This is a genomic window from Lentibacillus salinarum (genome assembly GCF_042679865.1).
GTDB classification, from domain to species: Bacteria; Bacillota; Bacilli; order Bacillales; family Amphibacillaceae; genus Lentibacillus; species Lentibacillus salinarum.
Window position 1 is genome coordinate 21813 of record NZ_JBHTNH010000003.1, and the last position, 13801, is coordinate 35613.

The following is a 13801-nucleotide window of genomic DNA, read 5'->3' on the forward strand; positions in this document are numbered from 1 at the left end:
CAGAAGTCGGATTGGAAGAAATCGGCGAGTTAGCCGATTTCGGCATTGAAAATATCGTCCAAAATTTTATACTTTCTAATCTTTTAAGAAAAACTCGGCTGCCGCCTCGTCTTTTTAGAGGTCAGAGGCCGGAAGTCAGACTTGAAATCGGCGAACCAGCCAGTTTTTTTTGATGGTCTGTCGTTGCGGCTGCCTGCTCTTTTAACGCCTATATTTCGACTTTATCGCCCAGAAGTGAAATTGGGAGGGCCTCTTCTTTTTCCTGCTCTTCATTCAATAAATTGACGCGGTGTCCCCAGGCAAACACGCCATTTATAAAATTGATTTTAAATTTATACCCCGGATCGCCTTTTAATTCATGCACGTCCTGTGGCAAAAAGTCATCCGGATTCAGCATATAGGCAATGGCAACCTGCATTTTCCGTTCGTTGATGGCCACTTCACTGATATTGCCGAGCTGTTCTGCTTTTTGCGCCTTTTCCTTTAATTTGCCAACTTCTTCGCGCAGCTGCTCAACCGTATAATCACTATATCGAAAATCCATTTTTTCATACTCCCTTCTTTATCCCGCATCTAACGGACAGTAACCCGCCTTACTACGGCGGCCAACTGTCCGTAAATGTCCGATTCGGTTCAACTAACAATCAGTGGGGAATACCACCCCACTGATTGAAGTTTCACTTTATCAGTTTACATTTTATCAACAGTTTAGGAAAATAGAAATCATCAGAGCTTATTTTCCTGGAGGGGATACAGAATGTCAACAGTAGCTATTACGGGGGCCGGGAGTGGTCTCGGCCGCGCGCTTGCCCTGAAATATGCGGTAAATAATGATAAAGTCTTTTTACTTGGGCGGGATGATACGAAACTGCATCTGGTCCAAAAGGAAATTCGGGACAATGGCGGGCACTCGGAAGTGATCCTCTGTGATGTGCAGGAGCCGGCGTCGATCAGCATTGCCTTTCAGCAAATCGGGGAACTGGATGTGTTCATCAATAATGCTGGTATCGGAATTTTCGGCCCGTTAGAGGATTATACCGTCAGCGATATCGACAAAACATTACATACCAATGTCAAAGGTACAATCCTGTGTGTTCAGTCGGCGCTGCCATTAATCCATGAAAGCAAAGGCCGCGTTTTAACGATCATTTCCACAGCCGGTCTGCGCGGGAAGGTCAGTGAGTCGATCTATTGTGCCAGTAAGTTTGCCGTCAAAGGCTTTACGGAAAGCCTGCAAAAAGAATGGGAACATGAGCCGATTACGATAACGGCTGTTTACATGGGCGGCATGAATACGCCATTCTGGGATCAGTCAGACCACATAGACGATCCTGCTGTTCTTAAAGGACCTGACGTTGTCGCTGAGCAGATTTTCAATGAAGATGACGGGCGGAACGAAATTGTCATTGACCAGTAGGCATTTGTTTAGATTATGCCTCCCGATTCTCATCCAGAAACCGGTTAATCAAATCAATAGTGAAGCCTTTGCGATATAGGGCTTCTTTCAGTTTCTGTTCCAGCTTAATACCGCTGAGCTTCTGCTGGTGTTTGCGAAGCAGCTTTTCACCCTGCTTAACGAGTGCTTCCCATTCGGTATCATCGTCCTGGTGATCCTGAAGTTCAGCCGTCACAGCCTGAACAACATCGCCAGAGAATCCTTTTTGCATGAGTGTTCCCTGCAGCTGCTGAATTTTTTGCCGGAATGCCTTAACAGGTCCGGCGGTGAGCTTTTTTTCCGCCAATTTCATGGCTTTTTCGAATTGAATATCGAATGTATACACGGCTACCGCTTCTCCGGCAAGGATACCGTCGACACCTTTTTGCCGTAACTCCTGTTCAACCAGCTTAGGGCCCTTGCTTGACGTGTTCAGCCGCGTGCGAACGAATGTGTCAGCAAATTGCCTGTCATCAATCAGTCCTTCAGTCGAGAGCTTGTTCATGATGTGGGTGATCTGTTCCTCATCCACCTCTTTTTGCACCAGATAATCGTTAATTTCTTTTTTCGTCCGCATCCGATAGCTTAAAAAATTGATGGCAAGGGTATAGTTTTTATGTCGTGTATCTTGTCGGATCAACGCATCAATCGTCGCTTCATCCAGATCCATCTGTTTACGCAGGCGATATTCGATTAACACTGCCTCATCAACACTGAAACCATACCTCTCACCCTTGCCGTCATCCAGAAAAATATTGTAACGGTCGTTATGTTTTTTCTGTGTCGTAATCCGGGAAATTTTTGGCACTGGATTCCCCCCTCCTTTTTCCCCCTATTATACCACGAAAACAGCCATCATCAGAACGTTTGGACTAAACATAACAGGTGCGGAATAAACTATAACGGAACGGAATGGAGTGAGCACTATGAATATCATGATTACCGGTGGAACCGGTTTTGTGGGTAGGCACCTTACAAAAGCATTGGCCGGACAAGACCATCATGTTTACATATTGACGCGTTCACCAGAAGAACATACTGATACCGACGAAACATCATTCATCGGCTATGATCACCCGGTTGATGGGCTGCCGGCAATTCAGGCAGTGATTAATCTGGCCGGGGATTCATTATTCGGTTATTGGACGGATAAGAAAAAAGAGTCGATCCGCCATAGCCGGATTGACACCACTAGTCGGGTTATCTGGATGATGGAACAGATGGAAAAGAAGCCGAATGTCTTTATTAGTGGATCGGCGGTAGGGTTTTACGGAACTTCCGAGGACCACATATTTACCGAAAAAACGACAAAACCCGGTAATGATTTTCTGGCCAGTGTCGTTGTGGCGTGGGAACAGGCAGCCAAAAAGGCGGAGAGTCTTGGCATCCGCACCGTTTATACACGGTTTGGCGTTATTTTGGGCGAGAAGGGTGCGCTTCCTCTCATGAAACTGCCCATGAGGCTATTTGCCGGTGGTCGAATCGGTAATGGTGAACAGTGGCTATCCTGGGTACACATTGATGATGTCGTCGGTCTCATCCAATGGTGTCTGCTTCATGATGATATCAGCGGCCCTGTTAACGTGACTGCACCGCATCCAAAGCGGAACAAAGATTTCACTAGGGTCCTGGCACGTGTCCTGCACCGGCCTAATTGGCTGGCGGTTCCCACTTTGATGGTCAGGACTGTGATCGGGGAAATGCGTCTGCTTATCGCCAATGGTCAATTCGTTTTACCAAAAAAAGCACAGAGACATGGTTATTTATTCGTCTACCCTTATCTGCAGGAGGCTCTCCAGGCAACTGAAAATAAATGAACAGCTTTTTTGTATAGTTTACGCAGATAGGGGAATCCTATGCGTAAAGCGAGGGATATGAATGCCAAAGAAACCAATCGAACAAGAACGATTTTTGTCCAAAACGCAGGAAGTCCTTTATCAAAAAGCATTCAGACGTGCCGACAAGACGTATAAACAAGCATCCCAAAGAGGAAATCGCCATTAGAGTGGCGGTTTCCTCTTCTTTTGTCCACAAGCATCCACAAAGTTGTTAACAAACTCGTATAAACCCCTCCACAGAAAGGTCACTTATTAACAGTCAGTCAGTGGGTAACCCTGCCATCCCTTGTGTATAATGTGGATATGTCTGTTGATCACTTTATGCCAGCCCATATGATTGTTGATAACGTTGTGGATCATCCAGCATTCTTTTTGCTCGGCTCAGCGCATCCCGTTTAAGCGTCGCAAACCCGAATCCGGTCGTAATTAACGCCGTTTCAAATACCAGTGCAGCCTGAAGGATAACCGTTTTCTCCACATTCCACAAATAAATGATGACCGTATTTCCCCCAACCACGTGGATTTCGAAATCGTCTTCATGAAATGTCGCCCGCAACATCATGATTTTCGTTAAACTTGTCACCGTTTTATGACATAGAATTAGACAGCTCACCATACATATCAGCCCCAAATAAGTTCTAGTTAAGAACATATTACTATATGTGCGAAATAGGCACAACAGTTTAGCCTTTCACACACTTAATCATGATAGGATTTAATTACCCTTGGGAAAACTTGGGTGCATTTATTCAGCGATGAGCAGAGTGTGATAATCATGAACCTGGAGAAAATTGCCTACAATATTAAGTTGTTGCGTGAACAAAATGGCTGGACACAGGAAAAAATGGCGGATAAACTGAACATTTCCCGCTATGTTGTCATCCGATGGGAAACAAATAAAGTCATCCCGGATACGGAGTCATTGGTCAAATTAAGTGAACTGTTCGATGTCACAATCGATCACATCGTCGGCAATCATTCATTCCGCGAAGATCTGCTGAAGGATTTCAAGCGGATATACAGTTCCAAAGCGAGGTCGTTTGACGAGGAAGCAGTGGAGCTTGTGCAATACATGATGGAGAATCCTTTCTTTAAAGAGCAGGTTTTCCGTATGCGAAATCTCCCAGCCCGAAAGCAGCGGATCGTTCATGACATGCTGGATCACTTTATTGAAAATGTCGATAAAATATAGCATAGCCTGGAAATTAAGTTTAAACTGACTTTAACCGTCTATTACTGGCTCCGATGCTGGCACTTATCATTAAAAAATATGACAAGTGCCAGTTTTCTTTTGAAAAGTGTACTTTATTTAAAACACCCGGTCTTGTTGCATTTTTAACGTTTGCGACAGTTGTCCTGCTGGGCGTCATCACAACGATTTTTGCCCACATACGCGCGTGGAGCCCGAATCGTATCGCCGACTATAGTCAGCAAATGCTCGTAACCGGCAGCGCTCCATCTGATTTAATTGGTACAGCAATCGTTACGATTATCATGATTGTGGTACTGGTTGTTGCTTCCGTCTATACACTCAAATGGCAGAGTAAGAAAAACTCGGCTCCCGCCTCGTCTTTCTAGAGGTCAGAGGCCGGAAGTCAGACTTGAGGAAATCGGCGAGTTAGCCGATTTCGGCATTGAAAACGTCACTATTAGTGATAGATATTCCTATCATATAAGAAAGGGACTGGCAGCAACCAGCCCTTTTTCTTATTTTACTTCACCTCTCATCTTGAAGTGGGGTCTTACTGCCAGTTACATGCGGGATAAATCATCAATGCCATTTATCTGACTTTAACTGTCGTAATCCTTCTTAAAAAAACGAAAGATATACCATAAATTACGATCGCCATGCCCAGGAGCCGATAAAAGAATCCGAGATCAATTCCCGTAAATACATCAATAGCGAAATTAATGAGCCAGCCCTGTGCGATTCCTAAAAGACTGATAACCAGCAGCGCGCCAAGAAAACTGCCACCGCCTGCCAGACCATATTTATAGAACAGCAGTCCTATGATAAACAACACGGCCATTAAGAAAAACATGATCGACGTATCAATGAGAATGCGTGTGTACCAAGTATCATCCACGAAATATGCAGGATGGAGGAATGTAAACAGATCAATCCCTGTTGTGTTCATTAAAGCCATGACCAACGCCTGCAGAATAGTGGCAGCAATAGCCATTGCGAACGAAAGAATGAGAAAGAATATGCCAGTGCTGACAAATAAATTTTTGCGCGTTGCTCCCATTTTAATAGCAAACGGCATTGAATCCTTCACGGTCAAAAATCCCACTATCGCACAAAAGACATACATTGGTCCGGTCAGGCTGAAAGTGAAAAATGTGTCGCCGTCATTCAATCCTGCCAGGAAATACGTGAAAGCCAATGAAACAGCTAATATTGCCAGTAAAATCATCCAAAAAACCATCAATGAGTAACGAAGATCCGATCCGTAGAAATAAAGCAATCCTTTTATCTGTCTGCTCATTGATTATGCCCCCTTATTTTCCGTCAAATAAATCATCAGTTCTTGTATAGGTATGCCTTCAGCTGTCAGACCGGCTGATTTTGCCTGCTCCATATTTCCATACACATATGCCGTCATCATACCGGCAAGCTGTTTGCTCTGAATGACTTCCTTGTCTTCGATAAACGTCTCAACATCCTTAGTAGCTCCAGAAACCGCATAAGCATTATCACGCAGCGCGTCAGCTTGCTGCTGCATGACAAGTTTCCCATCTTGCAAAATGAGCACTTCCTCAAACATCAAACTGACTTCATCGATTAAGTGGGTCGAAAAAATGATCGTGCGTTGCTCGGCCTGATATTCTTCCAGTAAAATATCATAAAACGTTTTGCGTGCAGCGGCATCAAGCCCGATATATGGCTCATCAAAAATAGTGATGGGCGCCTTGCTTGCCAGACCAACGATAATGCCGAGTGCTGAAGCCATCCCTTTTGACAAAGCTTTCACTTTCGCATTCGGATTCAGGTTATATTCACGGATCAGCTCATCAGCTAGTTCCTGATCCCAGGTCGGGTAAAAGTAAGCATAAATCCGCAGCACATTTTTGATTTTTAAATCCTTTTTAAAATTATCGCCTTCTTTAATCAGACAAATCGATTCCGTCAGGCGTTGATTATCAAACGGATTTTCCCCGTCAATCAGAACCTCACCATCTGACGCTAAAATGTGACCAGACAGTATCTCCATGAAGGTTGTTTTCCCCGCACCATTACGCCCAAGCAGTCCATAGATTTTTGGTTCTGATAACGTGAATGATACATCGTCCAGCGCTTTCGTATCTTTATAAATTTTCGTTACATGTTCAACGTCAATTTTCATTCCTTTTCCCCTCCCTGTTCACCATTTCCAGCAGTTCATCTTTATTAATGTTTAATTTCGCCGCTTCATCTTTTAATGGCAATACATAATGTTCATAAAACGTCTGCTTCCGCTTCTCGATTAAAATCGATTCGGCATCTTCGGTCACAAACATTCCGACACCCCTCCGTTTTACTAAAACACCCTCATTCACCAGCTCATTGGTGCCTTTCGCTGCCGTCGCCGGGTTGATTTGATAGTATTTGGCAAATTCATTTGTGGATGGAACACGTTCACCCGGCTTGATTGTGCCATTAATAACCGCGTCTTCTAGTTGTTGTTTAATCTGCACAAAAATGGGTTTATTTTCATCCAATTGCAATTTCATAATGAGGCTCCTTAGCTAATTGGTTAATTACTTATGTAACTAACCATATAACGTTAGTTGCTGTTTGTCAATCATTTTTTGAAAATTTTATAGACGTTGTGACTGTGTTATCTTATGTTTACTTCTTAAGCTACATCTGGCCGCTTCAAATGATAGTGAAGGTCGCTTTCCGAAATCATTCAGCCATTTCATTGCACGGGCATAAAAATACTCCGCACTTTAACCAGTGCGGAGCTCAACTAGTCTTCTCCTATTTTTTTATCCTGTGATTTTGGTAATCGGCCTGCTTTTTTGGCTGATTCTCGGAGTAAAAATTCAACATGACTGTTGACACTCCGGAATTCATCTTTAGCCCAGACCTGGAGAATCTCATATAATTTCGGGTCTATCCGTAATGGGAAATGCTTTTTTTGAGCCATCTTAACCCTCTTTTTACTGGTAAAGTGTTCCCGTGTTCACGACAGGCTGTGTGCCGTTTTCCGAAACAATGGAAACGAGCAGATTATTGGCCATTGTCACACGCCGCTCCTCATCCAAATCAACGACACCATCTTTCTCCAGCTGAGCAATCGCATCTTCTACCATTCCGACGGCCCCTTCGACAATTTGCTTGCGTGCGGCAATAATAGCACTCGCCTGCTGCCGCTGTAGCATTGCCTGAGCGACTTCTGTGGAATAAGCAAGATGTGTCAGGCGTGTTTCCAGCACTTCGACGCCGGCCACTGTCAGCCGCTTCTGCAAATCTTTCGCCAATTGTGCCGATACTTCCTCCGCATTACCGCGCAACGTCATTTCATCATCCGTAAACGTGTCGTATGGATATTGGGTGGCGACAGCACGGATCGCTGTTTCGCTCTGGATTTCCACATACTTTTCATACCGATCCACTTCAAAAACCGCCTTTGCGGCATCAACGACTTTAAAGACAATAACCGCCGCGATTTCGATCGGATTACCGTTGACGTCATTTACCTTCAATCGGCTACTGTTAAAATTCCGGACACGCAGTGAAATCATCCGTCTGACCGAGAACGGCACCGTAATCACAATGCCTTCCTTGCGAATACTTCCCATATACTTTCCCAAAAAAATCACAACAGCCGCTTGGTTCGGTTGAACAACCGTGATACCGCTTCCTAGTACAATCGCAACAACAAGTGCGATGGCACCGATAATCCAGTGCCCTTCCAGAAAACTCATGACCGTAACCGCAACAAGGACAGCGATCGCCAGTATTCCAACATAACCATTCATCATCCAGGCATCTTTTTCACGTATCACATTGACACACCTTCCCCATCTTTTTGGCAACATATTATTATGATATCAGTTTTGTTTATTTTTGTAAATATTTATCCAGCTTTCAACCGGGTCATCGGACTATTTTCATGAAACACAATGAAGCCTTTGCCATCTGTCCGGACCGTTATATCGCCAAACATCGCCGTTGGATAAATCGTCGTATCGACTTTGTGCAAATTTTCCATGACCCTGTCGACCGGGTGCCCGTATTCATTCTTTTGGCCATAAGTCAACACAGCAGCATTCGGGTTGACCGCCTGTAAAAATTCCAGCGATGTACTGGTACGGGAACCATGGTGGGCCACTTTCACGATTTCCGAATTCAGATCATACTTTTCCATCAAGCGCCTTTCCTGCTCTTTTCCGACATCACTCATTAACAGAAAATCCATTTGGTTAAACGTGAGCTTCAGAACGATGGATGATGCATTATTCGATTGCGAGCTGTTATGGGTATTCAGCACGCGAATTTTTAAATAAGGATCAATTTTAATCAGCTCATGTTGTTCGGCAATTTCAATCGGAATCTTCTGTTCCAAAATTCGGCTAACATACCTGGCATATGTTCTTGTGGAGTGGATTTTTCCGGTATCCATAATTTTTTCCACATTAAATGATTTCATGACTTCCGGCAATCCGCCGATATGATCGATATCCGGGTGTGTTGCAATCACTAAATCAAGTTTCTCCACGTTTTGCTCGTTAAGAAAAGCGGTGACTTTTTTTCCTGCAGCCGGACGACCACCATCAATCAGGATATTTTTTTCGGATGGGGTTTGGATCAGCATGCTGTCCCCCTGACCGACATTGATGAAATGCACATCCATATTCGGCTGCTGTTCAGCGTATACGGCTGGCAAACTGATAAAAGAGCAAATGATGAGAATTACAGTCAATATACTAATATACCGTTGCATGATAAACATCCTTTATAGCTGGTTGCTTTTAGTTTTTGAAGTTGGAATTTCTATTATGCGAAATGAGTGGCGAAAATATTAGCTTAGGATGAAGCTAGGTTGACGTTTTAGTGTACGCCGATTTCCTCATGTCCATACTTGTCCATTCGGGGTAAAGATTTCTTTCTTCGGCTGAAGTTCGGGCTGAAGTTCGCCCGCTCCGACGGCATTTTTAGACAGAAAAAGCCGCTGACCAGAGTCAGCGACTTCCTTTTCTTATCTACAATACTGATTGTAGATTCACTTTATTTCATTTTTCCAACAACAATCTCGCCATCGTTGACATCGACGCTGACAGCTTCAACCGATTCTTCTTCCAGAATGAGGTCGGTCAGCTGATCTTCAATTTTGTCCTGGATGACGCGGCGCAGTGGTCGTGCACCAAAGCGGCGGTCATAACCAAGGCGGACAAGTTCTTCTTTCGCAGCGTCCGTAATCGAGATGGAGATATTATTTTCTTCAATGGTTTCTTCCAGCTCGTGAAGCATCAAATCAACAATTTGCAACAAGCTTTCTTCCTGAAGTTCATTAAATTGAATTATGCTGTCAAATCGGTTCAGGAATTCAGGTTTAAAATAAGCACTCAAGTTTTCCAGGGTTGACACAGCATCATGTTCGTCACGGTTAAAACCGACATTGATTTGTTTTTCACCTGTTCCAGCGTTACTGGTCATAATGATAACCGTTTCTTTAAAGCTGACCGTGCGGCCGTGTGAGTCAGTCAGTTGCCCGTCTTCCATGATTTGCAGGAACATGTTTTGCACGTCAGGATGTGCTTTTTCAATTTCATCGAGCAAAATGATGTTATACGGATTGTGGCGGACTTTTTCAGTTAACTGACCTGCTTCTTCATGGCCGACATATCCTGGTGGTGAACCGATGATTTTCGATATGGCGTGTTTTTCCATATACTCACTCATATCGAGACGAATCAGGCTGTCACGTGTGCCGAACAATTCTTCAGCCAGTGCTTTCGTCAGTTCGGTTTTACCGACACCTGTTGGGCCGACAAACAGGAATGAACCGATTGGGCGATATTTGGATTTCAGACCTGCACGGCTGCGGCGGACGGCTTTGGCCACTTTTTGTACTGCTTCGTCCTGACCAATAACTTTGGCGCTGAGATGTTCACCCAAATTGCGCATCTTTTCCTGTTCATCTGCTTGCAGCTTCGTGACCGGAATACCGGTTTTCTCTTCCACAATCAATTCAATATCGGAAATGTCCACATCAACAACTTGTTCTTCATCTTTTGCTTTTTCCAGTTGTTTTTGCAGCTGGATTTCCTGATAACGAAGGTGTGCTGCCGTTTCGTAATCTTCTTTTTCAGCAGCGGCTTCTTTTTCCCGGACGACTTCATCCAGTCGGTTTTGGATGGTATCCGAATCTTTTTCCGCGTTGTCGAGATTCAAACGTGATCCGACCTCATCCATCAAGTCGATTGCTTTATCCGGCAGGAAGCGGTCCTGGATATAGCGTTGTGACAGTGTCACGAATGCGCGAATCGCTTCATCGGAATAGCGGACTTCATGGAATTTTTCATAGCGATCTTTGATACCGCTCATGATCTGGATAGCGTCTTCCACGGATGGTTCTTTAACCATCACTGGCTGGAAACGACGCTCAAGGGCAGCGTCTTTTTCAATCTGACGATACTCTTTCAGTGTGGTTGCCCCGATCAGTTGCAGTTCACCGCGTGCCAATGCCGGTTTCAAAATGTTGCCGGCATCCATTTGTGAACCTTCGGCGGTACCTGCGCCAACCAGCAGATGGATTTCATCGACGAATAGGATGACATTTTGCCGTTCTTGCAATTCCTGAACAAGCTGTTTCATCCGTTCTTCAAACTGGCCGCGCATGCTTGTATTAGCAACAAGTGATGCGACATCCAACAGATAAATTTCTTTATCCATCAGTTTGGCCGGCACTTTGCCTTCCGTCATTTTCAGCGCCAATCCTTCGGCGATCGCTGTTTTCCCGACACCAGCTTCACCAATCAGGATCGGATTGTTTTTGTTCCGGCGGTTCAGTGTTTCAATCACACGTTTCACCTCGGTGTCACGGCCGATAACCGGATCGATCAAACCAGCACGGGCAGCGTTGGTAACGTTTTTGCCCAGTTGATCAAGTAAACCGTTACCATTGCCGGTTCCTTGCTGTGTTTTCGTTCCGGTGAACCCTTGACCTTGCTGACCATTTCCCTGGAAAAATTTATTAGCAAAATCGCCTTGCTGGCCTTGACCGAAGTCACCATTCATCATGCTGCCCTGGATTTCCTGAAAACATTGATTACATAGATGCATATTCATTCGTTCATTGTTGATTTGCATTGCGACGTTAATGGATGCTGGACGAGTACCACAATTTTGACATTGCATATGTGATTCCTCCTTATTTTCATAAATAGATTGTTGAAAGGTTTGACTTTGACTATCTTTGACCTTTGATTCTTATTATACTCTGACCTTCTTTGACTTTCAAGGGGGTTGCCTAATTTTTTTCGAAAAAATAATTTCCTGGAAAACCCTTTGTATACGGGGGTTGCACTTCTTTTTCACGAGATCTTAATAGGTTTCACTATCACTATTAACGTCAAAAGGGCCACCCTAAACATAGGACAGCCCATTAAAAAATACACTTTAAATTTTGGCTCTTCACCATAATCTATGGTTGATAAATCAAATTTAATTTGATGATAGCGATCGCTACGGAAAAACACTACGCTTTCCGTGGGCCCCGAGCTCAGCCTCCTCGAAAAAAGAAGTTCGCTTTTTTCTGCTCAAGTCTACACTGCGCTTTCCCACAGGAGTCTACGTGTTTTTCCTCCGCTATCTAGTTGGTAATACCATATTTATTCATATATTTCAACCCTAGATTTTGGTGTTGACCCTAAATTTTATTTGACCTTTTCCTTTTCTTTCTCCCGCAGTTCTACTCTCCTGATTTTCCCTGACGTTGTTTTCGGCAGTTCATTGATAAATTCAATTTTCCTCGGGTATTTATACGGAGCGGTCAGGTCTTTTACATGGTCCTGCAGGTTCCTGACCAAATCCGGGTCATCAGGATTGATGCCATCCTGCAGCACAATAAAGGCTTTGACGATATTGCCGCGGACCGCATCAGGACTGGCTACGACCGCACATTCCTGGACAAATGGATGTTTGACCAGGGCATCTTCCACTTCAAACGGCCCAATCGTATAACCGGAGCTGATAATGATGTCATCACTGCGGCCTTCAAACCAGAAGTAGCCGTCCTCGTCCTTTGAAGCCTGATCACCTGTCACATAATAGTCCCCGCGCTGGGACATTTTCGTCCGCTCCGGATCTTTGTAATATTCTTTGAATAACGCCGGGCTGTCCAATTTCACAGCAATATCACCAATCTCATTGGCCGGAACCGGCTGCCCGTGTTCATCGATTATGTCTACATCATTTCCTGGCGTTGGTTTGCCCATTGACCCGGGTTTGACGTCCATGCCTTTCATAAACCCAAGCAATAATGTATTTTCGGTTTGACCATAACCATCGCGAACCGTCACCTTAAAGTAGTCGTGGAACGTATCCATCACTTCTCGATTCAGCGGTTCTCCGGCCGATACGGCACTGTGTAGCACAGGCAGCTGATAGTCATCCAGGTTATCCACTTTCGCCATCAGCCGGTACTCGGTTGGTGTGCAACATAATACATTAATCGCTTCATCCTGCAGTAGCCCCAAATAAGTCTTTGGATCAAATTTGCCATGATAGACAAAGCCAGTGGCGCCTGATCCAAGCACCGATAAAAACGGACTCCAGATCCATTTTTGCCAGCCTGGTCCGGCTGTGGCCCACACTTTATCACCTTCATTAATACAGAGCCAATTCTCAGGCGCCGTTTTGAGGTGGGCATATCCCCAGCCATGTGTATGTACGACTGCTTTCGGGTTTCCGGTTGTGCCCGATGTATACGATAAAAAGGCAATATCATCGCGGGATGTATCAGCCATCTCCAACTGACCCGATGCCTTGTTCTTCAATTCATCCAGATGGTGCCAGCCATCGACTTTTTCCCCGACGGAAAACAGTGTTAACTGATCGAATTCATTGACACCGGTAAATTCGTCAACGAACGGATCATAACTGACCACCGCACTTACTTCACCGTGACTGATCCGGTACTGTAAATCCTTTGTCTTCAACATTTCCGAACTTGGAACCACGATCATGCCGACCTTTAATGCAGCGAGATAGGTTTCATAGGCTTCAATCAGTCGGGGGATCATCACAAGCACTTTATCGCCTTTTGTCAGCCCATTTTCCGTAAAAACGTTACCAATTCTGTTGACATTCCCCATCAGTTGCTCATAGGTTATCGCTTTCGAATGGCCCTCTTCATCCTGCCAGATGATAGCGTTTCTATCCGGGCTTTGGGCTGCATATCGATCCATTTCCGAGACGATATTATAATCCGCCGGCGCCATTAAATCCGCTTTGTTCATCCTATCACTCCAATCCTTAAGTGTAGGGTTAGTATATCAGAATTTATATAAAATTTAAATAAATAATTGTAATCCT

16 protein-coding genes are annotated in these 13801 nt (G+C 44.5%); 5 read left to right on the plus strand and 11 right to left on the minus strand.

What is annotated here, in order from left to right; translation table 11 throughout:
* Nucleotides 1–208: 208 nt before the first annotated feature.
* Nucleotides 209–544: a YfhH family protein gene (locus tag ACFQ4A_RS03365; RefSeq protein ID WP_382397577.1), complete on the minus strand. Its 336-nt coding sequence runs from the start codon at nucleotides 542–544 to the stop codon at nucleotides 209–211.
* A gap of 213 nt (nucleotides 545–757) precedes the next feature.
* Between ACFQ4A_RS03365 and ACFQ4A_RS03370 the strand changes: the two genes are divergently transcribed.
* Nucleotides 758–1417 carry an SDR family NAD(P)-dependent oxidoreductase gene (locus ACFQ4A_RS03370; protein WP_382397579.1) on the plus strand — a complete coding sequence of 220 codons (660 nt, stop codon included), beginning with the start codon at nucleotides 758–760 and terminating at the stop codon, nucleotides 1415–1417.
* 13 nt (nucleotides 1418–1430) lie between these two features.
* On the opposite strand, the gene recX is transcribed toward ACFQ4A_RS03370, so the two are convergent.
* The gene (recX, locus tag ACFQ4A_RS03375; RefSeq protein ID WP_382397581.1) at nucleotides 1431–2243 is read right to left on the minus strand and encodes a recombination regulator RecX; all 813 of its coding nucleotides are present in this window, start codon (nucleotides 2241–2243) and stop codon (nucleotides 1431–1433) included.
* Nucleotides 2244–2361: 118 nt separating this feature from the next.
* On the opposite strand from recX, the gene ACFQ4A_RS03380 reads away from it, so the two are divergent.
* Both ACFQ4A_RS03380 and ACFQ4A_RS03385 read left to right on the plus strand, forming a co-directional pair.
* Nucleotides 2362–3252, plus strand: coding sequence for a TIGR01777 family oxidoreductase (locus tag ACFQ4A_RS03380; RefSeq protein ID WP_382397583.1), 891 nt, complete (start codon nucleotides 2362–2364; stop codon nucleotides 3250–3252).
* Between the two features lie 61 nt (nucleotides 3253–3313).
* On the plus strand, nucleotides 3314–3439 hold the full coding sequence (locus ACFQ4A_RS03385; protein WP_382397585.1) for a YfhE family protein: 126 nt from the start codon (nucleotides 3314–3316) through the stop codon (nucleotides 3437–3439).
* Between the two features lie 153 nt (nucleotides 3440–3592).
* Here the strand turns inward: ACFQ4A_RS03385 and ACFQ4A_RS03390 are convergent, their stop codons facing one another.
* The gene (locus ACFQ4A_RS03390) at nucleotides 3593–3889 is read right to left on the minus strand and encodes a hypothetical protein (RefSeq protein WP_382397587.1); all 297 of its coding nucleotides are present in this window, start codon (nucleotides 3887–3889) and stop codon (nucleotides 3593–3595) included.
* A 159-nt stretch (nucleotides 3890–4048) separates the two neighbouring features.
* On the opposite strand from ACFQ4A_RS03390, the gene ACFQ4A_RS03395 reads away from it, so the two are divergent.
* Both ACFQ4A_RS03395 and ACFQ4A_RS03400 read left to right on the plus strand, forming a co-directional pair.
* A complete protein-coding gene (locus ACFQ4A_RS03395; protein WP_382397589.1) occupies nucleotides 4049–4465 on the plus strand; it encodes a helix-turn-helix domain-containing protein in 417 nt (138 codons plus the stop codon).
* Nucleotides 4466–4518: 53 nt separating this feature from the next.
* A complete protein-coding gene (locus ACFQ4A_RS03400) occupies nucleotides 4519–4851 on the plus strand; it encodes a hypothetical protein (protein ID WP_382397591.1) in 333 nt (110 codons plus the stop codon).
* 203 nt (nucleotides 4852–5054) lie between these two features.
* On the opposite strand, the gene ACFQ4A_RS03405 is transcribed toward ACFQ4A_RS03400, so the two are convergent.
* From ACFQ4A_RS03405 to mbcS, 8 genes are all read right to left on the minus strand, one after another.
* Nucleotides 5055–5762 (minus strand): hypothetical protein, encoded by a 708-nt coding sequence (locus ACFQ4A_RS03405; protein ID WP_382397593.1) that lies wholly within the window; start codon nucleotides 5760–5762, stop codon nucleotides 5055–5057.
* Nucleotides 5763–5765: 3 nt separating this feature from the next.
* Nucleotides 5766–6620, minus strand: a complete 855-nt coding sequence (locus ACFQ4A_RS03410; RefSeq protein WP_382397595.1) for an ABC transporter ATP-binding protein — start codon at nucleotides 6618–6620, stop codon at nucleotides 5766–5768.
* On the minus strand, nucleotides 6610–6987 hold the full coding sequence (locus tag ACFQ4A_RS03415) for a GntR family transcriptional regulator (RefSeq protein ID WP_382397597.1): 378 nt from the start codon (nucleotides 6985–6987) through the stop codon (nucleotides 6610–6612). The genes ACFQ4A_RS03410 and ACFQ4A_RS03415 overlap by 11 nt, the downstream gene beginning before the upstream one ends.
* A gap of 239 nt (nucleotides 6988–7226) precedes the next feature.
* Nucleotides 7227–7406, minus strand: coding sequence for a toxin-antitoxin system HicB family antitoxin (locus ACFQ4A_RS03420; RefSeq protein WP_382397599.1), 180 nt, complete (start codon nucleotides 7404–7406; stop codon nucleotides 7227–7229).
* A 13-nt stretch (nucleotides 7407–7419) separates the two neighbouring features.
* Nucleotides 7420–8265 carry an SPFH domain-containing protein gene (locus tag ACFQ4A_RS03425; protein ID WP_382397968.1) on the minus strand — a complete coding sequence of 282 codons (846 nt, stop codon included), beginning with the start codon at nucleotides 8263–8265 and terminating at the stop codon, nucleotides 7420–7422.
* Nucleotides 8266–8339: 74 nt separating this feature from the next.
* Complete coding sequence (locus tag ACFQ4A_RS03430; protein WP_382397601.1) at nucleotides 8340–9206, minus strand: ComEC/Rec2 family competence protein; 867 nt, start codon at nucleotides 9204–9206, stop codon at nucleotides 8340–8342.
* A gap of 284 nt (nucleotides 9207–9490) precedes the next feature.
* Entirely contained in the window at nucleotides 9491–11623 is a 2133-nt protein-coding gene (locus ACFQ4A_RS03435; protein WP_382397603.1) for an ATP-dependent Clp protease ATP-binding subunit, read from the minus strand.
* Nucleotides 11624–12141: 518 nt separating this feature from the next.
* Entirely contained in the window at nucleotides 12142–13725 is a 1584-nt protein-coding gene (mbcS, locus tag ACFQ4A_RS03440; RefSeq protein ID WP_382397605.1) for an acyl-CoA synthetase MbcS, read from the minus strand.
* Nucleotides 13726–13801: the final 76 nt, after the last annotated feature.

Coding starts and splice junctions, on each gene's coding strand:
- ACFQ4A_RS03365 (WP_382397577.1), bottom strand. CDS start 544: ATGGATTTTCGATATAGTGATTATACGGTTGAGCAGCTGCGCGAAGAA.
- ACFQ4A_RS03385 (WP_382397585.1), top strand. CDS start 3,314: ATGCCAAAGAAACCAATCGAACAAGAACGATTTTTGTCCAAAACGCAG.
- ACFQ4A_RS03435 (WP_382397603.1), bottom strand. CDS start 11,623: ATGCAATGTCAAAATTGTGGTACTCGTCCAGCATCCATTAACGTCGCA.
- ACFQ4A_RS03400 (WP_382397591.1), top strand. CDS start 4,519: ATGCTGGCACTTATCATTAAAAAATATGACAAGTGCCAGTTTTCTTTT.
- ACFQ4A_RS03410 (WP_382397595.1), bottom strand. CDS start 6,620: ATGAAAATTGACGTTGAACATGTAACGAAAATTTATAAAGATACGAAA.
- ACFQ4A_RS03370 (WP_382397579.1), top strand. CDS start 758: ATGTCAACAGTAGCTATTACGGGGGCCGGGAGTGGTCTCGGCCGCGCG.
- ACFQ4A_RS03420 (WP_382397599.1), bottom strand. CDS start 7,406: ATGGCTCAAAAAAAGCATTTCCCATTACGGATAGACCCGAAATTATAT.
- ACFQ4A_RS03405 (WP_382397593.1), bottom strand. CDS start 5,762: ATGAGCAGACAGATAAAAGGATTGCTTTATTTCTACGGATCGGATCTT.
- ACFQ4A_RS03395 (WP_382397589.1), top strand. CDS start 4,049: ATGAACCTGGAGAAAATTGCCTACAATATTAAGTTGTTGCGTGAACAA.
- mbcS (WP_382397605.1), bottom strand. CDS start 13,725: ATGAACAAAGCGGATTTAATGGCGCCGGCGGATTATAATATCGTCTCG.
- ACFQ4A_RS03380 (WP_382397583.1), top strand. CDS start 2,362: ATGAATATCATGATTACCGGTGGAACCGGTTTTGTGGGTAGGCACCTT.
- ACFQ4A_RS03415 (WP_382397597.1), bottom strand. CDS start 6,987: ATGAAATTGCAATTGGATGAAAATAAACCCATTTTTGTGCAGATTAAA.
- ACFQ4A_RS03390 (WP_382397587.1), bottom strand. CDS start 3,889: ATGGTGAGCTGTCTAATTCTATGTCATAAAACGGTGACAAGTTTAACG.
- ACFQ4A_RS03430 (WP_382397601.1), bottom strand. CDS start 9,206: ATGCAACGGTATATTAGTATATTGACTGTAATTCTCATCATTTGCTCT.